Here is a 21,775-nt window from a genome sequence, read left to right as displayed (position 1 = left end):
GAACACGACAAATTCCTAGGCCGCGCAAGAAGAAGCGCCGCAGCGAGAGACTTGCGAAAAGACGGCGCCAAGAGGCGCAGCAATGCGCTTGACCACCCCTTGGGCAATCCTGGTCTGAAGGCTGTAACCGGCCGGACGCCTCAGATCAGCTTTTCCGCTTCCAGCTCACACTTCAGGTAGGCGTAGTAAATCGGCGCGGCGATCACGCCCGGCAGGCCGAAGGCCGCTTCCATCACCAGCATGGCCACCAGCAACTCCCACGCGCGGGCACGGATTTGCGTGCCGACGATGCGTGCATTGAGGAAATATTCCAGCTTGTGGATCAGGATCAGGAACACCAACGCCGCAATACCTACGCCGAGCGACACCGACAGGCCGGCCACCGCGATGGCGGTGTTCGAGATCAGGTTGCCCAGCACCGGCAGCAGGCCGAACACGAAGGTCACCACCACCAACGTCTTGGCCAGCGGCACATGAATACCCATCAACGGCAGCACGCCAAGCAGGAAGACGGCAGTGAACGCGGTATTGATAAGCGAGATCTTGATCTGCGCGAACACGATATTGTGGAACGCCTCAGCCAGTCGCTGACAACGCAAACTCAGCGCCGCCGACAACGGCCCCATCTGATGAGCCGGCCGGGTGCGGCCCAGCGCCACGATCGCGCCCAGAATCAGCCCGATGATGATGTGCACGAACGCCCGCACCGCGCCCTTGCCGGCCAGTTGCAAGGTCGCTGCATGCTTGCGCGCCAGCTCGATCGCACCGACCCGCAGGTCGTCCACACTGGACGGCAAATTGTTCACCAGCATGGCCGGCAATTGCTGCCGCGCCTTCTCCACCAGCGGCATCAATTGTTCCTGCCACAACAATTGCGGATTGCCGATTTCATTGTGGAACAGGCTGATCGCACCGAGGATCAACAGAATCAGCAAGCCAACCACTACGGCGCCAAGCGCGGCCACCACCACCACGCGCGCACGGTCGCCGGAGATACGTCGACCCAGCAGCGGCACCATCGTCTGAACCAGTTCGAACACCAGCAATCCGGCCAGTAACGTCGGCAGCAAATGGATTTCGATGACCAGCAGCAGCGTGACAGCGGCCAATACATAGCTTGCGTAGCGAATAAGCGGCGAAGGCGCGCGCAAGGCGGGCAAGGAACAATCCATGCTGGGCAAGACCGTGAAAGCGGGGCAGCCAGTCTGTCAGCAGCCCGCCGCCCCTGCCAGCCCTGCGCGGTGACTGTCGTAGACTTTGTTCATGCTGCCGTTCCGATTGCCCCCTATCTCGCCCGAGGATTACCGATGTCACTGCGCCTGCCCTCCACCTTGCTCGCGTTCGCGCTACTGGCCGGCTGTGCCACGGCGCCACACCAGCAGCCCGTGGTTGCCATACCGACCGCAACACCCGCACCGGCCGCGGCGCCGAGCGTTGCGGCGAACGACAACCTCAACGCGGTGGGCTGGACCCAGCGCGCGATCGAACATGACCTCATCTATCTGCAGACCTACCGTGACGCACAATCACGCCTGCTGACCGCGCTGCACGACCGTCATTGGGATGCGCTGGCGAAGTCTGATCGCACCACGCCACTGAACGGACTCAAGCCGGCCATCGTGCTGGATATTGACGAAACCGTGCTGGACAACTCGCCGTTCGAGGCACGCATGGTGCAAAACGGCCACGAATACAGCGAGGCCGAATGGGCTGCATGGTGTCGCGAGGAAGTGGCACGCGCCCTGCCAGGTGCGGTGGAGTTCACCCAGTTCGCAGCGAAACACGGCATCGCCGTGATTTACATCTCCAACCGGGCCAAGGAGCTGGACCAGCCCACCCTGGCCAATCTGCGCAAGGTCGGCCTGCCAGTCAGCAGCGCAGCATCGTTCCTTGGCCTCGGTACCGTGGTCGAGGGCTGCCAGCAGAAAGGCTCGGCAAAAGGTTGCCGTCGCCAGTGGGTCGCCCGGCACTACCGCGTATTGATGCAGTTCGGCGACCAGCTCGGTGATTTCGTCGACCCGAGCGCCAACACCTTTGCCGGACACCGCCAGGCTGTCGCCGCTTATCTGCCGTGGATTGGTACCCGCTGGTTCGTCTTGCCCAACCCTACGTACGGCGCTTGGGAGTCGGCGATGTTTGGCAATGACCGCTCCGGTACGCCGGCGCAGCGCCGCCAGCGCAAGATTGAGTCACTCAAGATTAATTGAAATGCATTTATATCAATGAGTTATGGAACATAAGAAAAGTGTTGCCTGAACTTCGGCAAAGCCTTATGCTCTTCCTGCCAACACCTGCTGACCAACGTGCTTTGCAGGCAAGGCCATTTCCCTTCCGGCTTTGCCGGATTTCCCCGCGAGGCCAACGCCCGCGGGGTTTTCTTTTATGCGGCCCCCGGAATTTCGCCCATCTTCCGCGTTGCGCGCCCGGCAACCTGATGCCGCCGCCATGCTCCAACGCCGCCGTAACGCGAGACCGAATGGCACACCCGTTAGAATAGGCGGATGCCCATGATCAGTTCTGCGGACACTCCCGCCCGCCAACCCGCACCCTGGTGGTTCAACCTCGCCGGCCAACTGCTGCAGCCGTGGGTACGTATCCGCCGAGATCCGGCCGAGCCGGCCACGCTGCTGCAGGTCGGCGCACCGGTGTGCTACGTGATCGAGCGTGATGGTTTCTCCGACGCGCTGATCCTGCAACGCGCCTGCCGCGACGCTGGCCTGCCCAGCCCGATGCAGGCGTTACCCGGCACACGTCGGCGCCGCTCGGTATTTGCGCTGTCCCGCCGCGATGGCTGGATCTTCGGACGCAACCGCAAACGTGCCGCCAGCGAGCCGCTACGGCAACTGGCGCAGGCGCTGCAAAACCGTCCGGATTTCGACATCCAGGTGGTGCCGGTGTCGATTTATGTAGGCCGCGCGCCGAGTCGTGAATCCGGCTGGTTCCGCGTGCTGTTCTCGGAAAACTGGGTCATGGTTGGCCGCTTCGGACGCTTGCTGGCCTTGCTGTTGAATGGGCGCGACACCGTGGTGCACTTTTCCGCACCGGTATCGCTGCGCCAGATGCTGGACGACTCCGGCACGATTGCGCCGGAGCGTTTCGCGCGCAAGGTCGCCCGCGTACTGCGCACCCATTTCCACCGCATTCGCGCGGCGGTGATCGGACCGGACCTGTCGCACAAGCGCACGGTGGTCGATGCCGTGTTGAACGCCGAGCCGGTGCGCGCGGCGATCGCCGCTACCGCCAGCAAGGAAAAAATCACCCCGGCCAAGGCCTGGCGCAAGGCAAACAAGCTGCTGCTGGAAATCGCCGCCGACTATTCGCATCCGGTGGTGCGCTCGGCTTCGTTCCTGCTCAGCAACTTCTGGAACAAGCTGTACGACGGCATCGCCATGCATCACTTCGACAAGGCCCGTGCCGCGGCGCCCGGTCATGAAGTGATCTATGTGCCCTGCCACCGCAGCCATGCCGACTATTTGCTGATGAGCTATCAGCTGCATGTATCCGGCGTCGTGGTGCCGCACATTGCGGCGGGCGTCAACCTCAACCTGCCCGTGATCGGGCCGATCCTGCGCCGTGGCGGCGCGTTCTTCCTGCGCCGCAGCTTCCGCGGCAACGCACTGTATTCGGTGGTGTTCAACGAATATGTGGCGCAGCTGATCGACCGCGGCGTACCGATGGAATATTTCATCGAAGGTGGCCGTTCGCGTACAGGTCGCCTGCTGGCACCGCGCGCGGGCATGCTGATGATGACCATACGTGCGTTCCTGCGTGCCCCGCGTCGGCCGGTGCTGTTCCAGCCGGTTTACATCGGCTATGAAAAATTGATGGAAGGCGCCTCCTACGCCGGTGAATTGAGCGGCAAGGCGAAAGAGAAGGAGTCGCTGATCGGCCTGCTGCGCGGGTTGAAGGTGCTGCGCCAACGCTACGGTCATGTGGCGCTGAATTTCGGCGAACCGATCGAGCTGACGCCGTTGCTGGACGCCGCCAGCAGCGACTGGCGCGCGGCCGCTGCTGATCCGGATACGAAACCCGAATGGCTGAACTCGGTGGCCGACGGTCTGGCCGAGCAGATCCAGATCAACATCAACCGCGCGGCAGATGTGAACCCGATCAACCTGCTGGCACTGGCCCTGCTGGCCACGCCGAAACACGCGATGGCCGAGAACGACTTGCTGACCCAGCTGGAACTCAGCAAGGCGATGCTGGAGGAACTGCCGTATTCGGACCGCGTCACGCTGACCCCGATGAACCCGACCGCGATCATCGCCTACGGCGAGCAGATGGGCTGGATTCAGCGCGTACAGCATCCGCTCGGCGACGTGCTCACCGTGAGCGCCGAGCAGGCCGTGCTGCTCAGCTACTTCCGCAACAACGTGCTGCATCTCAATGCCACCGCCGCGTGGGTGGCCTGCTGTTTCCTCAACAATCGCCGGATGGCGCGCGCGTCGGTACTGCGCCTGGGTCACATCATTTATCCGTTCATCCAGGCTGAGCTGTTCCTGCCGTGGAATGCCGACGGCTTTGTCGCCCAGATAGAAGCCACCATCGACTTCTTCGTGCGCCGCGGCCTGCTTGAATGCACCAATGATGGCCGCACGCTCGAACGCAGCCCCGGCCAGGACGATGGCGCCTTCCAGCTGAAGGTGATCGCGCGCAGCCTGATCCAGGCGTTCGAGCGTTACTACATCACCATCGCCGCGCTGGCCAAGAACGGGCCGCACACGATGAGTGGCGGTGAACTTGAAAGCGCCTGCACGCTCACTGCGCAGCGGTTGTCCCTGTTGAACGAACTGACCGCACCGGAATTCTTCGACAAGGCACTGTTCCGCGGCTTCATCCAGAAGTTGCGCGAGCGGCGCATCATCTGGACCGACACCGACGGCAAGATCGAATACGACAGCGCGCTGGAAAACATGGTGCGCGACGCACGGGTGATCCTGTCGCGCGAGGTGCGTCACTCGATCCTCAAGATCACGCCGGGTGGCGACAAAGAGTCCGACCTGGCCGAGATCGACCCGGCCGCAACCGGCGACACGGCCGTGCCACCAATCGACTCAGTGCCAGACGACGCTTCGGCGAGCGACCTGCACCAGCGTCACGTCGATGCCGAAAAGCTTGAACATGAGCGGCGCAGCGGTGAAGAACGGCGCACCCAACCGCCGGGCGTCTGAGCGCATCTGGCCTTGCCTCCCCAGCGGGGAAGCAGCCGAGTAGGATGGCCGCACCTTCAACCAAAGGCCTGCCCATGACCTCGCCACACCGCCTGTTGTTCAGCGCCGTTCTGGCGTGCCTGCCCCTGGCTTCCATCGCCGACGCGCCCAGTCATGCGGGCGCCGGCACACACCCGGTCAGCGTGCTCGATTGCCCGCGCCTGCTCGACCCGGTCGCCGGCAAGATGCTCGGCGAAACCAGCCTGGTGGTGGTTGACGGCCAGATCAAGGAAATGCACGCCGGCTCGATCGACCCCGCACCTTATCAACAGGCGGCGAACGACACCGGCTCGGCGTTCCACTACATCAAGCTGGCCGACTCCACCTGCATGCCAGGCCTGATCGACACGCACACGCACCTGACCATGGAGTTCAGCAAGAGCACGTACAGCGACAAGTTCCGACTGAATCCTGCCGACAGCGCCATCCGCGGAACGGTCTACGCCAGGCGCACCCTGCTGGCCGGCTTCACCACCGTGCGCAATCTCGGTGACGGCGACAACGCGTCGATCGCGCTGCGCAATGCGGTCAACGCCGGCCTCGTTCCCGGCCCGCACATTTTCACTGCAGGCCAGTTCATCGGCACCACCGGTGGCCACGCCGATCCCACCAACGGCTTCCGCTGGGATCTGCAGGGCGACCCAGGCCCGAAAGAAGGCATCATCAACTCACCCGCCGACGCGTGGAAAGCCGTACGCCAGCACTACAAAGATGGCGCCGACCTGATCAAGATCATGCCGTCCGGCGGCGTGCTGGACGAAAGCTCCAGCTCCGAGAATCCGCAGATGACGCTGGAAGAAATCAAAGCGGTGGTTGATGCGGCGCACGACTACGGCTTCACCGTGGCCGCCCACGCGCACGGTGCCGAAGCGATCCGCCGCGCAGTGCTTGGCGGTGTCGACTCGATCGAGCACGGCACCTTCATGGACGCGCAGGACATGAAACTGATGAAGGAACACGGCACCTGGTACGTGCCCACCATCATCGCCGGCCAGTTCGTGATGGAGAAGGCGAAGGAAGGCTGGTATCCGCCGCAGGTGGCACGCAAGGCCGAGCAGGTCGGTCCGGTGATCATGGCCACTGCCGGCAAGGCGTACAAGGCGGGCGTGAAGATCGCCTTCGGCACCGACGCCGGTGTCTATCCGCACGGCGACAACGCGAAGGAATTCGAATACATGGTGCAAGCCGGCATGCCGCCGATGTTCGTGCTGCAGGCGGCTACCACGCATGCCGCCGAACTGCTGCACAAGCAGGATCAGTACGGCCAGATCGTTGCAGGCCGTGGCGCCGACGTGATCGCGGTGCCGGGCAATCCCCTGGACGACATCACCGTGATGCAGCACGTCAGCTTCGTCATGAAGGATGGCGTGGTCTACAAGGAAGACGGGGCAGCCACGCTGCAATGAAGTACGGCATTCACTGGTGGCCAGGGGTGATCCTGTAATATTGCCGGATGAACGAGCCCAGCAAATCCAGCACTGAATCCACCACCCACTTCGGCTTCCGCGACGTGCCGGTCGGCGACAAGCAGAAGCTGGTCGGCCAGGTATTCACCTCGGTGGCGCGCAGCTACGACCTGATGAACGATTTGATGTCGTTCGGCACGCACCGCTTGTGGAAACGCCATTTCGTGGCGACCAGTGGCGTACGTCGTGGTGACCGCGTGCTGGATCTGGCTGGTGGCACCGGAGACATCGCCGCCCTGCTCAAGCCGGTCGTCGGCGATACCGGCGACGTGGTGGTCGGTGACATCAACGCGGCGATGCTCGGCGTCGGCCGTGACCGGCTGACCGATCGGGGGCTGGTGTCCGGCCTGCGCTGGGCTCAGCTCAATGCCGAGGCGCTGCCGTTCCCGGACAACAGTTTCGATGCAGTGACGATGGCGTTCGGCCTGCGCAATGTCACTGACAAGGACAAGGCGCTAGCGGACATCTACCGCGTGTTGAAACCTGGCGGCCGTGCGCTGGTGCTGGAGTTCTCCAAGGTGCAGAGCGAGCTTTTCAGCAAGCTCTACGATTTCCACTCGTTCAAGATCCTGCCGAAACTTGGCCAGCTGTTCGCCGGTGACGCCGACAGCTATCAATACCTGGCCGAGTCGATTCGCAAGCATCCGGACCAGGAAACGCTGAAAGGCATGATGGAGCGCGCCGGCTTTGGTCGCGTCGAGGTGCGCAACCTCACCAACGGTGTCGTGGCAATCCATCGCGCGTACAAATTCTAGGCGAACGCTGATCCAGATCAGTGGTCCGCCGCGGCCTGCGGCGTATGTTGGACTCCCCATCCCACGAGCCCAGCCGCATGACCGTCGAACTTGTTGCAGAACAGAACACCCATCTTTTTGATGCACGGGGGGTGGCTCGTCGCTTTCGCCACTCGGCCATCTTCGGTGCGATCGGTGCGCTGCGTTCGGGCGAGACCATGCGTTTCGTCAACGACCATGACCCGATCCCGCTGATCGCCCAGCTGCGCGAGCGCCTCGGCGACAACCTCACCGTGACCTATCGCCAGCGCGATGCGGACGCGGTGGTGATCGACTTTGGCATTACCGGTTTGCCGGTGGAGTGATGCATTACCCCACCTTCTTCGACCACGCTCCGGTGATCACCGTGCGTGATCCACTGGCGGAACTGCTTGGTGCCGCCGATGACGGGCTGATCGACTACCACTACATCGACGCCGTGCGCCTGGCTGGCCACTCCTGCCCCACGGTGGCCGGCGCTTATTTGATGGCGCGTGCCGCACTGCACGCGCTGTATCCGGATGGCCCGGCCGAACGTGGGGGTATCACCGTGCAGATGGCCGGCCCGGAAAGCGAAGGTGTCAACGGCGTCATCACCCAGGTGTTCACGCTGATCACCGGGGCGGCCGCCGCCAATGGTTTCCATGGCATTGCCGGCCAGTTTGCGCGTCAGTCCCTGCTGCACTTCGACGCACCCATCGACGGCGCAACCTTGCAGGTCAGCCGGCGCGATACCGGTGCCAGCGTGTCGGTGGAACTGGACATGAGCGACGTACCCGCGCCGCCCAATATGCGACCGCTGCTGGGAGCTGCACTCGATCCGAATGCCAGCAAGGAGCAACGTGCCGCGTTCGGACAGGCTTGGCAGGCGCGCGTGGAGTGCTTGCTGCTGAAGCATGCTGACGATCCTGCCGTGGTTCGGGTAACCCGGCTGAACTGACCGGCACGGCGCCGCATGCATCAGCCTCGTTGCGTCGGCACCAGCGACACACGGACCAGAGACTTCAAGCTGTCGGTACGCGCAAATCCTGCCACACGCGGCCCGACTGCTGCGCCTCCGTTTCGTGCTCCTCGTCGCGCCAACTTTCCTGCAGTGCGGCGGCATACCAGCGCTGCATGCCGGGCAACGCCAGCACGCGCCGCACGTACGCCATCGACGCCGCGCCAAGGTTCAGCCCATACGTCTGGATACGAAAGGCCACCGGTGCGAAGAACGCATCGACGGCACCAAACTTCACGCCAGCGAGGAACGGCCCACCGAATCGTGTCAGCCCTTCGCCCCACAGCTCATCGATACGCGAGACGTCGGCATGCAGCGCCGCCGGTAACGCATCCGGCAGATGAATCCGCAGCCCGCAGTTCATACCGCACTGGTTGCGCAAGGCCGCAAAGCCCGCGTGCATTTCCGCAGCAGCACAACGCGCCCACGCGCGAGCGTCCGGATCAGACGGCCAGACGTCTACATGGCGATCGGCCAGATACTCGACGATGGCCAGTGAATCCCACACTACGCGCTCGCCATCGTGCAGGCACGGCACCTTGCCGTTCGGCGAGAACGCGCGAAACACCTGCCAACTGGAGCCGCTACCCTGGGCAAACGTCACCAGCTGCTCTTCGAACGGAATGCCCAACTCGCTGAGCAGCAACCACGGCCGCAACGACCACGACGAGTAGTTCTTGTTGGCAATATGCAACTGGTACATGGCGCAAAACCTCTCGTGGAAGTCAGACCTGTTTGCAGGTCTCGGTTGGCGGAATGATCGGCAATGCACGCCGCCGCGTGTTCGCCAGCGCTACGCCAGCCACCGTGATTGCCCCGCCCACCAGGGTCAACAGGCCCGGATGCTCGCCCAGCCATAGCCAGCCGATGAACACCGCGATCGGTGGCGAAAAATAGATGAAGCTGGACAACTGCGAAGCTGACGCGCGGCGCAAAGCGATATTCCACGCCAGGTAGCCCACGAAAGTCGGTGCAACGCCCAGATAGGCCAGCGCAGCCACATGCGACCACGGCGCCAAGTGCACGGCGCTGACCAGACCACCGGCAAACGGCAACGCGCCCAGCGTGCCGGCAAAGAAGGTAAAAGCCGTAACGCCAAGCATGCTGTTGCGCGCGAACAACGGCTTCTGCCCGACGAAGAACACGGCCGAGGCCAGCACGCTGAGCAGTACCAGCGCCGCCATCGGCTGGAACTTCACTTCCTTGCCACTGGCCAGCACGACCAGCAGCACGCCGACCAGGGCCATGCCCAGTCCGGTCAACATGCGCGGCGACAGGCGCTCATGCAGCCAGATCGCCGACACCGCCGCGGTGGCTGCCGGCACCAGCGCGATCAGGATCGAAGCGGTACCGCTGGCAATCCGCGTTTCCGCGTAGTTGAGGCACAGGTGATAGACGCTCAAGCCGATCACCCCGAGCAGGGCCAGTTGCGGCCAATCGCGTCGCGCCGGCAACGGCACGCGCCGAATCGCCAGCAACGCGGCGAAACACAGCGAACCAATCGCCAGCCGCGAAAACGCCACCTCGCCCGGCGTGAACGAAGCCAGCGCGTAGGCGATCGCGGCATACGCCGACGACCACGTAAGCAGGGCGACGGCAATCGCCGCGAGCGTGCGTGCGTCGAGACGCGCGTGGGTATCCATGGCAGGCTTTCATCGCAGGGGAGCGCGCATCGTACGCTCTTCGTACGGCAAACGTGGTCGCCGCCTTACCCATTACTTTTGTCACAATCAACGCTCGCGTGGGCAACCCATACTCAGACGCTGTGTCTGCTCAATCAGGGGATTGCCATGCGCCACCTTGTTTCGTTGTTGCTGACCGGTGCGCTTGCACTGGGTTGCCTGCCTGCTACCGGCCACGCCGACGAACCCGACGCACCGGCCAAGGCAGCTTCCAGCGCCGCGCCCGAAGCCGCCGTCGACGCGAGAATCCCCACTACCGAAACCGTCGTGCGCACCGAGCACAGCGTCAGCATCGGTGGTCGCGCCATCAAATACACCGCCACCGCCGGCACCGTGATCATTCGCGACGACAAGAACCAGCCGCAGGCCAGCGTGTTCTATGTCGCCTATACGGTCGACGACGGCAAGCCATCGAAACGTCCGGTGACCTTCCTGTACAACGGCGGCCCCGGCTCCTCCAGCGTGTGGCTGCACATGGGCTCGTTTGCTCCGGTGCGGATCGAAACGGCCAGCCCGGAAGCCACCGCGCCGCCGCCGTACCACCTGGTCGCGAACAGCGACAGCCTGCTCGACAAGACCGACCTGGTCTTCATCGATGCGATCGGTGCCGGCTACTCGCGTCCGCTGGGCAAAGCCACCGGCAAGGACTTCTGGGGCGTCGATCAGGACATCTCCGCGTTCAGTCGTGCGATCCAGCGTTACGTCACCCTCAACAAGCGCTGGAACTCGCCGAAGTTCCTCTACGGCGAAAGCTACGGCACCACCCGTTCGGCGGCACTGGTCGACGCGCTGCAGGAAAAGGGCATGAGCTTCAACGGCGTGATCCTGATGTCGTCGATTCTCAACTACGCCGTGCGCATGCCCGGCTACGACGAAATCTATCTGGGCTACCTGCCCAGCTACGCGGCCGCCGCGTGGTATCACAACAAGATCCCGAACAAACCGGCCGACCTGAAGACCTTCGTCGACCAGGCACGCACTTGGGCGCGCGGTCCGTATGCGGCTGCACTGGCACAGGGCCAGGACCTGCCCGCCGCACAGTTCGACGCCATCGCTGCGCAAATGGCCGCCTATACCGGCTTGTCGGTGCAATACATCCAGGACGCCAACTTGCGCGTCGACCCCAGCCGTTTCCGCAAGGAACTGTTGCGCGATCAGCGCCTGACCCTGGGTCGCTACGACAGCCGCTTCACCGGCACAGATCCGGATGCCGCTGGCGAAACACCGGACTACGACGCCTCCGATACCGGCATCAGCGGCGCCTTCGTCGCGGCGTTCCACGAGTATCTGGAAGGTCAGCTCAACTATCACAGCCAGCTCGACTATCGCCCGACCTACGGCGAGATCGGCAAGGGCTGGGACTGGAAGCACAAGGCTGCCGGCAGCCGACGTGCGATGCCGTTGCCCTATGTGGCAGGTGACCTGGCGCATGCGATGCGTACCAACCCCAATCTGAAAGTGCTGTCGGTCAATGGCTATTACGACTTCGCCACGCCGTTCACCAATACCGAATACGACCTGTCGCACATGAACCTGGACCCGTCGCTGCGCGGCAACCTGTCGTTCCTGTACTACCCGTCAGGACACATGATCTATCTCAACACCGAAGCGCTGAAGCAGCTGAAGAGCGATCTCGGCCGTTTCTACGACCACACCGCGCCGCAGCGCTGATTACGGAGATGACCATGCGCCACGCCCTGCTCGCACCTCTCGCGCTGACCGCACTGATCGGTCTGGCCGCACCACTCCACGCCGCCGACACATCCAAACACGACGCCAAGGTCCAGCCAGATAAAGCCGACAAGAAGGCCGAACTGCCGATCCCGCCCGAACACAGTGCAGTGACCTCGCACAGCGTCACCATTGACGGTCGCAGCATCGCCTACAAGGCGACGGCCGGCACCTTGCTGATCAAGGACGACAAGGGCAAGCCCACGGTCAGCGTGTTCTACGTGGCGTACACCGTCGATGGCGGCAAAGCAGCCAATCGACCGGTGACCTTCCTGTACAACGGCGGCCCCGGCTCCTCCAGCATGTGGTTGCACATGGGTTCGTTCGGGCCGGTGCGCGTGGCCAACCAGGGCGACAAGCCGATCCCGCCACCGCCTTACGACACCGTGCCTAATCAGTACAGCCTGCTGGACAAGTCCGACCTGGTGTTCATCGACGCACCCGGCACCGGCTATTCACGACTGGTCGGCGACGCCAAGGGCAAGGACTTCTACGGCATCGATCAGGACGCCGTTGCGTTCGCGAAATTCATCACCCGCTACGTCGGCGACAACCATCGCTGGAACTCACCGAAGTTCCTGTTCGGTGAAAGCTATGGCACCACGCGTTCGGCGGTGCTCGCGCAGGTACTGCAGGAGCAGGGCATGGAGCTCAACGGCATCGTGCTGATGTCGTCGATCCTCGATTTCAATGTCTGGTCCACCACCGGTGTCGACCATGCCTATATCGTGAACCTGCCCACCGAGGCGGCGATCGCCTGGTATCACAACAAGGTTCCCAACAAACCGGCCGACATCGCCAGCTTCATTGATGGCGTGCGCCGTTTTGCCAGTACGGATTACATGCTGGCGCTGGCCAAAGGCGATGCGCTTTCGCCCGCGGAAGCCGATCGCATTGCCGACCAGCTCAACCAATACACCGGCCTTTCCACCAGCTACATCAAGCAAGCCAACCTGCGCATTGATCCCAGCCGCTTCCGCAAGGAACTGCTGCGCGACCAGCGCCGCACGGTCGGCCGTCTGGACGGCCGTTTCGAAGGTATCGACGGCGATGCCGCTGGCGAAACGCCTGACGGCGATGCCGCCAGCGATGCCGCAACCGGCGCCTACAATGCGGCATTCAATCAGTACATCGATGGCACGCTGCACTACAGCAGTGACGATGCCTACCTGCCGAATAATTATCCGGTGGTCGGCCGTAGCTGGGACTGGAAGCGCAAGGGCCAGCAGTTCACCAGCTCACCGTACGTGGGCCGTGATCTGGCCACGGCCATGCGCCAAAACCCGCATTTGAAGGTGTTTTCCGCGAACGGATACTACGATCTGGCCACACCGTTCTACGCCACCGAGTTTGATCTCGGCCATCTCGGCCTGGACCCGGCGATCCGCAAGAACATCGAGTTCGGTTTCTATCAATCCGGCCACATGATCTACTTTGATGTCGACGCGCTGAAGCAGGTCAAGGCTGACCTGGCGCGTTTCTACGACGAGGCCACGCCTCATTCCTGACGTTTCCTGCCAAAGCCTGCCACTGATGACTGACAAAACAGACGCTCCCACCAGCGCTTCCGAGGAAGCACCCAGCAATCCGGAACGCCGCCGCCTGCTCGGCGGTCTGGCGCTGGCGGGGGCGGCGGCAGCCACGCTGGCTGGCTGCCGCATCGATGGCACGCGCGATACGTCGACGACAGCGAACGATGCCGTAGTCGACGCCCAACTGCGCGAGCACATCCAGACGGTGGTGGTGTTGTACGCCGAGAATCGCAGCTTCAACAATCTGTTCGCCGGCTTCCCGGGCCTGCAGCAACCTTTGAAAGCACTTGACTCGCCCGAGTATCGCCAGCGCGACCGCGATGGCCAGTGGCTCAACGAGTTGCCGCCGATATGGGGTGGTCTGGCGCCGCATGCGCAAACAGTGAACGGGCGTCACTACCAGATCGGTGAAGACGCGATCACCGGCCTGCCCAACCGACCGTTCGCCTTGCACACACCTGACGGCGCTACGCTGCCACATGGCGTGGTGACCCGCGACCTGGTGCATCGCTTCTATGAAAACCAGCAGCAGATCAACGGGGGAAAGAACGACGGTTTCGTCGCCTGGGGCAACACCGGTGCGATGACGATGGGTCATTACGCCGACAATGCGGGCAACCTGCGGCTGTGGACGCTAGCCAGCCAATACACCTTGTGCGACAACTTCTTCATGGGCGCGTTCGGCGGTTCGTTCCTCAATCATCAATACCTCGCGGCTGCGCAACCGCCGTATTTTCCGCATGCCGATCAGCACGCCGCGAAAACGGAGATCGCCCGGGTCGAGGGCAATGATCCGGGCGGTACGCGTCTGGTACTGGCCGATGACTCGCCGGCCAGCGCGATGCAGGGACGGCCAACGTTCGCCTCGCGCGATGCACTGACGCCGGATCTGTGGGCAGTCAACACGCTGGGGCCGGCGTATGCACCTGCATTCAGTCAGGACCCGCACGATCCGCGCTTCGCCGATCCGGACAAGCACAACACCTTGCCACCGCAGATTCATGCCAGCATCGGTGATGTACTGTCCGAGGCGGGCATCGACTGGGCCTGGTACGCGGGCGGCTGGCAGCTGGCGCTGGACGGGCATGGCGACGGCGATCACAAGGTGTTCCCGGAAGTCCCCAACTTTCAACCCCATCACCAGCCGTTCAACTATTTCCGCAACTTTGCGCCCGGCACGCCAGCGCGTCAGCAGCATCTGCGCGATGCCGGCGTGGGCAGCGGTGCCGACAGCAACCATTTCATTGCCGCGATCCAAGCCGGCACGCTGCCTCCGGTGGCGTTCTACAAGCCGCAAGGTGACCTCAATATGCACGCTGGCTACGCCAGCGTGGCGGCTGGTGACGAACACCTCACGCAAGTGATCGAGGCATTGCAGGCCAGCCCACAGTGGCCGAACATGCTGGTGGTGATCACCGTCGACGAGAACGGCGGCTGGTGGGACCATGTGGCGCCGCCCAAGGGCGACCGCTGGGGACCGGGCACGCGGGTTCCGGCAATCATCGTGTCACCGCACGCAAAGAAAGGTTTCGTCGACCACACTATCTACGACACCGGCTCGATCCTGCGCTTCATCACCCGTCGCTTCAGCCTGCGGCAACTGCCGGGTCTGAAACTGCGCGATGCCTCGATGATCGCTGCCGGCGGCCCGCCGCCCGGTGATCTCACCGCGGCACTGCAGTTCAGCTGAACCAGGAAAAGCCATGCGCGACTTCTATCCCGCAATCGAACCGTACCGGACCCAGCGCATCGCTGTCGATGCGCTGCACACCTTGCATGTCGAGGAGTGCGGCAATCCGGATGGCCTGCCGGTGATCTTTCTGCATGGTGGTCCGGGTGCCGGCCTGTCCACTTACCATCGCCGTTTCTTCGACCCGGCGCGCTATCGCATTGTGCTGTTCGATCAGCGCGGTGCCGGTCAGTCCACGCCGTTCGCCGAACTCACCGACAACACCACCTGGCATCTGGTCGCCGACATCGAAGCGATCCGCGAAAAGCTCGGCATCGAACGCTGGGTGGTGTTCGGCGGCTCGTGGGGTTCCACACTGGCGCTGGCCTACGCGGAAACGCATCCCGAGCGCGCTCTGGGTATCGTGCTGCGCGGCATCTTCCTCGGCCGTGAGCCGGAACTGCGCTGGTTCAACGAACTCGATGGCGGCGCCGCACAAATTTTTCCGGAACGGTGGGCGCGCTTCCTCGCCTTCATTCCCGAAGCCGAACGCGGCTCGATGCTGGATGCGTACTGGCGCCGGCTCAACAGCAACGACGAAGCCACCCGACTCGCCGCGGCGCAGGCATGGAGCGCATGGGAAGGCGGCAGTACCACGCTCGTGCATGAACCCGATGCGGGCGGCATTTTCGAGGACCCGCACCATGCCGTCAGCCTCGCCCTGATGGAAGCGCACTACTTCCGCCATGCGTTGTTTCTGCAACCCAACCAGCTGTTGCGTGACATCGATCGCATCCGTCACATCCCCGCCACCATCGTGCAGGGCCGCTACGACATTATTTGCCCCGCCGTCAGCGCGTGGGACCTGAGCCAGGCCTGGCCGGAAGCCGAGTTGCACATGGTGCTGGCCGGTCACAGCGCGGCCGACCCGGCAATCGTCGATCAACTCGTGCAAGCAGCCGACCGGCTGGCGGATCGCTACGCCTGAGCTTGTCGCGCGGGTCAACGGCCGCGCGATGCCTCAATGGTGCGGCCTTCGATCAGAGCCAGCTAACCGACCAGCCTGCGCTCAGCCCAGAGCGCCGGTAGAACTTCATTGCGCCTCCGTGCGGTGCTTTTGTCACAGGCGGCGCCCGCAGCAGCGATGGCATACTCGGGATTCATTGAGCCGAGAGTGTCCCATTCCATGCGCCTGCTTCCCGTTCTCGCCCTTGCTACGCTGGTACTGCCGCTGGCAGCCCAGGCCACCGATCCGAATTCCTACGCCCAGCCCGACCAGGTGGTAGTGAAGCATCTCGATCTTGATCTGAAGATTGATTTCGCACACAAGCAGCTCGATGGCGTGGCCACGCTCAAGCTGGACTGGAAGAATTCCGCCGCATCCTCGCTGGTGCTGGATACGCGCGACCTGAAGATTGCAAAAGTCGAGGCCGTGGAGGCGAGTGGCAAGACGCGCGCGCTGCCATATGCGCTGGCGCCGCGCGACAAACAGCTCGGCAGCAAATTGACCATCACCGCGCCGAAGCATCCGGCGCAGGTACGCATCGCCTACACCACGTCGCCTGAGGCCTCCGGCCTGCAGTGGCTGACCCCGGCGCAGACGGCGGACAAGAAATTGCCGTTCATGTTCTCGCAGTCCGAATCGATCCACGCGCGCTCGTGGGTGCCGCTGCAGGATTCACCGGCGATCCGCTTCACCTACGACGCCCACGTCAAGGCGCCGAAGGACGTGCGCGTGGTGATGAGCGCGATCAACGACGCCAAGCATCCGCTGGATGGCGACTTCCGCTTCGACCAGCCGCATCCGATCCCGTCGTACCTGTTGGCGATTGCCGCCGGCGATATCGCAGTGAAGGAGACCGGGCCGCGTTCGGCCGTCTACGCCGAACCGTCGGTGGTCGCCAAGGCCGCCCACGAGTTCGAGGACACCGAGAAGCTGATCGCCACCACCGAACAGCTTTACGGCCCCTATGCCTGGGGTCGCTACGACATCCTCGTGCTGCCACCGTCGTTCCCGTACGGCGGCATGGAAAACCCGAACATGACGTTCGCGACGCCAACCGTACTGGTCGGCGACAAGAGTCTGGTCTCACTGGTTTCGCATGAGCTGGCACATTCGTGGTCGGGCAACCTGGTGACGTCTGCCGCGTGGCGCGACATCTGGCTCAACGAAGGCTTCACCACCTACGTGCAGGGTCGCATCACCGAGGCGGTCTACGGCAAGGTGCTGGCGGACGAGGAGGCACTGCTGTCGGCGCGCGCACTGCAGAAGAGTATCGGCGGCATGGCGGCCAATTCGCAGAAACTGGCCCCCGATCCGCGTGGTGTCGGCGCAGATGATTCGCTGTCCGACGTGGCCTACGACAAGGGTTCGTGGTTCCTGCGCACCCTGGAGCAACGCTTCGGCCGCGAGAACTTCGACAACTATCTCAAGGGCTACTTCGCGCACTTCGCCTGGCACAGCATCACCACCGAGCAGATGCTCGACTACATGAAGCCGAACCTGATCGAAAAGTATCCCGGCAAGATGAGCTGGGACGAGGTCAAGGCCTGGGTCTATGGCGAAGGTATTCCGAAGGATGCGCCACTACCCGCCTCGCCACGCTTCAACACGATCGACCAGGAGCGCAGCGACTTCCTCGCCGGCACGCTCGCCGCCGACAAACTCGACGCGAAAGGCTGGAACACGCAGGAATGGATGTACTTCCTCGACCGCCTGCCCGATGCGCCGCCGCTGGCGAAGATGCAGCAGCTCGACGCCGCCTGGCACCTCACCGGCACACCGAACGCCGAGATCGGCATGCGCTGGTACATCCACGCGATCGCCGCCGGCGACAAGACGGTATGGCCGGCGGCTGCCGAACACATGACGCGGATCGGCCGGATGTATCTCACGGTGCCGCTGTACAAGGCGTTGGTGAACGCACCGGAAGGCCTCGCTTTTGCGGAGCAGGTTTATGCCCAGGCGAAGGACGGCTATCACCCGCTGACCCAGCAGGTGGTAGAAAGCGTCATCGCCAAGGCGAAGAAAGCCAAGTAAGCACAGAACGTCCCCCTGCGCTGCAGGGGGACGTTCTGTGATCCATCCACCAGCCGACACCAAATCCCATGCAAGCATCGACGAACAAGACCACCCCACTCTGGAAGCGCATGCTGTTTCGGCGTCTGAAATTTCTGGCGTGGCTGGTTGCCTTGCTGGTGATTGTGCTGGGCGGCAGCTATGTCTTTGCGCCGCAATGGCTGCTGCAGGCGAACATCAAGCGTGAGGCGATGGCTGCACATCTGGAGAAGCATTCGGTGCAGGCCGGCGATACCCGCTGGAGCTATTACGAAGGCGGTGAAGGGCCAACCATCGTGCTGTTGCACGGTTTCACTTCCGACAACACCGTGTGGCTGCCCGTGGCGAAATTGCTTACGGCCCATTTCCATCTGGTGATTCCGGATCTGCCTGGCTGGGGGGATTCTTCGCGCATTGCCGGCGCCGACTACGGCATCGATGCGCAGGCAGCGCGTCTGGATACCTTTGTGCAGACGCTGCACTTGGGCCGTTTCGTCCTGGTCGGCCATTCGATGGGCGGTGCCGTGGCGGCCGTGTATGCCGCCGACCACGCTGATCATGTCGCCGAATTGGCCTTGGTCGATGCGTTCGGTCTGAAATCCGCTGAAAGTGCACTCGGGCGCGAGGTCGTGGCCGGGAAAAACCCGTTCGTCTACAACGATCGCGCCGGCTTCATGCATCTGGAGTCGCTCGCGTTCGAACAGCCGCCCGAGCTCCCCGGACGTTTCGTCGACGTCATGGTGAAGCGTAACCAGCGCGATCAGGACTTCATCCGCCGTACTTTTGCGGCACTGCTGCAGCCGTCGCAATCGCTTTCCGTGCAGAACCGGCTGGGCCAGCTGACCATGCCGGTATTGGGTTTGTGGTGCCACGATGACCGGATCATCGACGTCTCCGCACTGGACAGCCTGCGCAGCGGATTGAGCGCCTCCAGCGCGATCAGCAGCAGCACGATCAATGGCTGCAATCACATGCCGATGCTGGAAAAACCCGAGCAGACGGCGCAAATTCTCACCGGCTTTGCGCTGTCACACTGACGATCCGGGCCGCAGACACGTGCTTCCAATGCTGAATAAAGTCCAATTAGGCGGTGCAGGTAACGTGAATTGCAGCTGACATCATGGGAGAATGCCCAATGGCGCCGCATCCCGGCGTGTCGACGCACGGCAAGGGAACAATGCAGCGACCGATCGAGCAAAGCATCTGGAGCACGGGCGTGGACGCCATCGTGCGCATGTCTTCCACGCGGACCAATTACTGGGCCGAAGTCGTGTTGGACAGCGCGCTGTGCCTGCTGTTGCTGGTGGTTGGCTGGAACCGGCACACCGGCGGTGCGCTGACGGCGCTGCTGGCGCTGGCGATCGGCCTGTTCGCCTTCAGCTTCATCGAATACTTTTTCCACCGCTGGATGTTCCACACCCGCATCCCGCTGTTCACCCAGGGTCATGACCTGCACCACGCCAGGCCGCTGGGCTACGACTCGCTGCCGTTCTTCCTGCCGCCGGTGGTGCTGCTGCTGCTGGCCGGCCTGTTCGTGCTGATCATGCCGACGGGTTTTGGCCTGCTGCTGGCCAGCGCGATCACCTTTGGCTACATCCTCTACGGCCTCAGCCATTTCATCATTCACCACGTGCGCTTCAAGCAGCCCTTGCTGCGGCGCTGGGCCGGTGCGCACCACGTGCACCACTATCACCCGGAAACGAATTTCGGGGTGACTTCGTCGCTGTGGGATGTGTTGCTGGGCACGAAGTACGTGCGGCAGGCGCGCAAGCTGGACTGAGTTGCATCCAGGCCGGCTGGATATCAGTCGGCCATGTCATCGACCAGCCGGTCGAGTTCCGCCTTGAGCATCGCGCCGTGCTGGCGCAGCCAGTCACGCTGTTCGCGCCAGCCTGGCAACAGGTTTTCCACCTGATTCCAGAAACGCGGCGAATGATTGCGCACCTTCAGGTGACACAACTCGTGCACCAGCACATAACGCAGCGCGGCGGGCGGTGCCAGCGCCAGCGAGAGGTCGAGGTTGATGCGGTCGCGCGTGTCCAGACTGCCCCACAGGCTTTTCATCGGACGGATGCGCAGTGAGGTAGGCGCCAGCCCCAGCAGCGGCACATAGCCCGCCAGCCAGCGCGAGACATCGCGCCGAATCAGCGATTCCAGATGCGAAGCCAGCAGTCCACGGGCGATCGGCAGTGCGCGCGTATGCGGTCGCGGAATCACCAAGGTGAGCCCTTCGGCCTGCGCCTCGATCTTCGGATACGGACCTTCAGCCCAATCCAGTGACATCGTCTCGCCGCGCAGCGGGAAGCTGCACGGATAGCCCACCCGCAATGGTGGCAACGGCTCGACGATCAGATGCAACTCGTCGAGCTTCTGCTCCAGCCACTCGGCGTGGGTACGCAGGAACGCACTGACCTGGGCCGGATGCGTGCCCACCGGATAGGTCACCCGCGCACCTTGCGGCGTGATGGTGAGTCGCAGACGGCGCGCGCGCGGATGGGCGGACTTCAGCACCCGGATCAGGCTGCCGCCCACCGTGGCCAGTTCCAGCCAGTCGCCTTCCAGATGCTGCGCCATGATCCTGCCTGCTCTCGCCTGGGCTCATGTTGATCGAACGGGAACCCCGCTGCCGGAAGGCGGCGGGGTTCCCAGTATGGCGCGGGCGCAGGTGAAACGGGTATGGATATTTCGTTCAGCTATCGGCAGGACGCGGCAGGCCGAACCACTCTTCGAGTTTGCCCAGCAGGCGCTCGAGTTCCAGCGTCAGCAAGGCAAAACTGGCGTCCAGCTCGGCCTGGGCGTCCTGCTGGCTGTCGCCCATTTCATCCATCACCACGTCGAGGAATTTCAGCTTGCGAACGATCAGATCCTCACCCAGCACAAAGGTAATGCGCTCATCGAAGGTGAGACCAAGCATGAACACCTGCTTGCCGTTGCGCAGGTGCTCCTTGACCTCCTCCGCATCCAGATCCTGCCGGCGGCAGCGCGCGATCGCGCCGGTGGCAGTGGCCGGGTCGCGCAGCTCGCATTCGTCGCCCAGGGTCAACCCGGCCGGCAGGTTGCCGGTGGCCAGCCAATCGGTCATCAGCACACGCGGGCCTTCTTCCGGCGCCAGCGGCACCGCGGGGAAACTGCCCAGCGCCTCGCGCACCTGGCTCAGCGCGTTTTCGGCCGACTTGCGACTGGAGGTATCCAGCACCAGCCAGCCATTCTTCTTGTCGACATAGGCCGACATGCGCGAGTTGCGCACGAAGGCGCGCGGCAAGAGTTCGTTGAGCAGGTCTTCCTTGATCCGCTTGCGCTCGCGGCCGCCAACCTTGCGGTCCTCTTCCTCGGCGATTTTCTGCACCTTGCGATGCAGCTCGTCGTTGATTACCGCGGCCGGCAGCAGCTTGTCTTCACCACCGACCGTAAGCAGGGTGCATTGCTTTACCGAGTGAGTGAGCGGCTCATGCTCACCGCGGCCCACCGGCGGCACAAAACCTTTGGTGAACATTTCCATCGGGCCGCACGGACGCAGCCGATGTTCGGCCAGCGCCTCGTCGAGACGGTCGAGATCGGTGGCAACGGCGGGGGAAAAGCGGAACAGCGTGAGATTGCGAAAGAACATTCAGTATCCGGGTGTGTATGGCCGTCAGGCAGATTTTCCAACGCCGC

Annotated in this window: 18 protein-coding genes; 13 read left to right on the top strand and 5 right to left on the bottom strand. The window is 63.3% G+C overall.

Annotated features, from left to right (window positions below; all coding sequences use genetic code 11):
- Positions 1-140 precede the first annotated feature (140 nt).
- Positions 141-1,172 carry an AI-2E family transporter gene (locus tag PY254_RS04180; protein ID WP_281014220.1) on the bottom strand — a complete coding sequence of 344 codons (1,032 nt, stop codon included), beginning with the start codon at positions 1,170-1,172 and terminating at the stop codon, positions 141-143.
- A 135-nt stretch (positions 1,173-1,307) separates the two neighbouring features.
- Between PY254_RS04180 and PY254_RS04175 the strand changes: the two genes are divergently transcribed.
- From PY254_RS04175 to PY254_RS04150, 6 genes are all read left to right on the top strand, one after another.
- Complete coding sequence (locus PY254_RS04175) at positions 1,308-2,207, top strand: HAD family acid phosphatase (RefSeq protein ID WP_281014219.1); 900 nt, start codon at positions 1,308-1,310, stop codon at positions 2,205-2,207.
- 300 nt (positions 2,208-2,507) lie between these two features.
- The gene (gene plsB, locus PY254_RS04170) at positions 2,508-5,171 is read left to right on the top strand and encodes a glycerol-3-phosphate 1-O-acyltransferase PlsB (protein ID WP_281014218.1); all 2,664 of its coding nucleotides are present in this window, start codon (positions 2,508-2,510) and stop codon (positions 5,169-5,171) included.
- 74 nt (positions 5,172-5,245) lie between these two features.
- Positions 5,246-6,616: a metal-dependent hydrolase family protein gene (locus tag PY254_RS04165; RefSeq protein ID WP_281014217.1), complete on the top strand. Its 1,371-nt coding sequence runs from the start codon at positions 5,246-5,248 to the stop codon at positions 6,614-6,616.
- A 47-nt stretch (positions 6,617-6,663) separates the two neighbouring features.
- Positions 6,664-7,431 carry a bifunctional demethylmenaquinone methyltransferase/2-methoxy-6-polyprenyl-1,4-benzoquinol methylase UbiE gene (gene ubiE, locus PY254_RS04160; protein WP_281014216.1) on the top strand — a complete coding sequence of 256 codons (768 nt, stop codon included), beginning with the start codon at positions 6,664-6,666 and terminating at the stop codon, positions 7,429-7,431.
- A 77-nt stretch (positions 7,432-7,508) separates the two neighbouring features.
- Complete coding sequence (locus PY254_RS04155; protein ID WP_281014215.1) at positions 7,509-7,775, top strand: DUF2249 domain-containing protein; 267 nt, start codon at positions 7,509-7,511, stop codon at positions 7,773-7,775.
- On the top strand, positions 7,775-8,389 hold the full coding sequence (locus PY254_RS04150) for an FmdE family protein (protein ID WP_281014214.1): 615 nt from the start codon (positions 7,775-7,777) through the stop codon (positions 8,387-8,389). The genes PY254_RS04155 and PY254_RS04150 overlap by 1 nt, the downstream gene beginning before the upstream one ends.
- Positions 8,390-8,453: 64 nt before the next feature.
- Here PY254_RS04150 and PY254_RS04145 read toward each other — a convergent pair whose 3' ends face one another.
- On the bottom strand, positions 8,454-9,152 hold the full coding sequence (locus PY254_RS04145; protein ID WP_281014213.1) for a glutathione S-transferase family protein: 699 nt from the start codon (positions 9,150-9,152) through the stop codon (positions 8,454-8,456).
- 22 nt (positions 9,153-9,174) lie between these two features.
- A complete protein-coding gene (locus tag PY254_RS04140; protein WP_281014212.1) occupies positions 9,175-10,092 on the bottom strand; it encodes a DMT family transporter in 918 nt (305 codons plus the stop codon).
- 147 nt (positions 10,093-10,239) lie between these two features.
- On the opposite strand from PY254_RS04140, the gene PY254_RS04135 reads away from it, so the two are divergent.
- From PY254_RS04135 to PY254_RS04105, 7 genes are all read left to right on the top strand, one after another.
- A complete protein-coding gene (locus PY254_RS04135) occupies positions 10,240-11,802 on the top strand; it encodes a S10 family peptidase (RefSeq protein ID WP_281014211.1) in 1,563 nt (520 codons plus the stop codon).
- A gap of 14 nt (positions 11,803-11,816) precedes the next feature.
- Positions 11,817-13,370, top strand: a complete 1,554-nt coding sequence (locus tag PY254_RS04130; RefSeq protein WP_281014210.1) for a S10 family peptidase — start codon at positions 11,817-11,819, stop codon at positions 13,368-13,370.
- A 25-nt stretch (positions 13,371-13,395) separates the two neighbouring features.
- Entirely contained in the window at positions 13,396-15,084 is a 1,689-nt protein-coding gene (gene acpA / locus PY254_RS04125; protein WP_281014209.1) for an acid phosphatase, read from the top strand.
- Positions 15,085-15,097: 13 nt separating this feature from the next.
- Positions 15,098-16,051, top strand: a complete 954-nt coding sequence (gene pip, locus PY254_RS04120) for a prolyl aminopeptidase (RefSeq protein ID WP_281014207.1) — start codon at positions 15,098-15,100, stop codon at positions 16,049-16,051.
- A 198-nt stretch (positions 16,052-16,249) separates the two neighbouring features.
- Entirely contained in the window at positions 16,250-18,103 is a 1,854-nt protein-coding gene (locus tag PY254_RS04115; RefSeq protein WP_281014205.1) for a M1 family metallopeptidase, read from the top strand.
- Between the two features lie 110 nt (positions 18,104-18,213).
- A complete protein-coding gene (locus PY254_RS04110; RefSeq protein WP_281015152.1) occupies positions 18,214-19,158 on the top strand; it encodes an alpha/beta fold hydrolase in 945 nt (314 codons plus the stop codon).
- A gap of 98 nt (positions 19,159-19,256) precedes the next feature.
- Positions 19,257-19,901 carry a sterol desaturase family protein gene (locus tag PY254_RS04105; protein WP_281014204.1) on the top strand — a complete coding sequence of 215 codons (645 nt, stop codon included), beginning with the start codon at positions 19,257-19,259 and terminating at the stop codon, positions 19,899-19,901.
- Positions 19,902-19,924: 23 nt separating this feature from the next.
- On the opposite strand, the gene PY254_RS04100 is transcribed toward PY254_RS04105, so the two are convergent.
- The gene (locus tag PY254_RS04100; protein ID WP_281014202.1) at positions 19,925-20,695 is read right to left on the bottom strand and encodes a M48 family metallopeptidase; all 771 of its coding nucleotides are present in this window, start codon (positions 20,693-20,695) and stop codon (positions 19,925-19,927) included.
- A 115-nt stretch (positions 20,696-20,810) separates the two neighbouring features.
- Positions 20,811-21,728 carry a recombination-associated protein RdgC gene (locus tag PY254_RS04095; protein WP_281014201.1) on the bottom strand — a complete coding sequence of 306 codons (918 nt, stop codon included), beginning with the start codon at positions 21,726-21,728 and terminating at the stop codon, positions 20,811-20,813.
- Between the last annotated feature and the right edge of the window lie 47 nt (positions 21,729-21,775).

The sequence above is a fragment of the Rhodanobacter sp. AS-Z3 genome (assembly GCF_029224025.1).
GTDB lineage: Bacteria > Pseudomonadota > Gammaproteobacteria > Xanthomonadales > Rhodanobacteraceae > Rhodanobacter.
The sequence above is the reverse complement of the archived record's forward strand: the minus strand, read 5'-3'. Positions and strand labels throughout refer to the sequence as shown.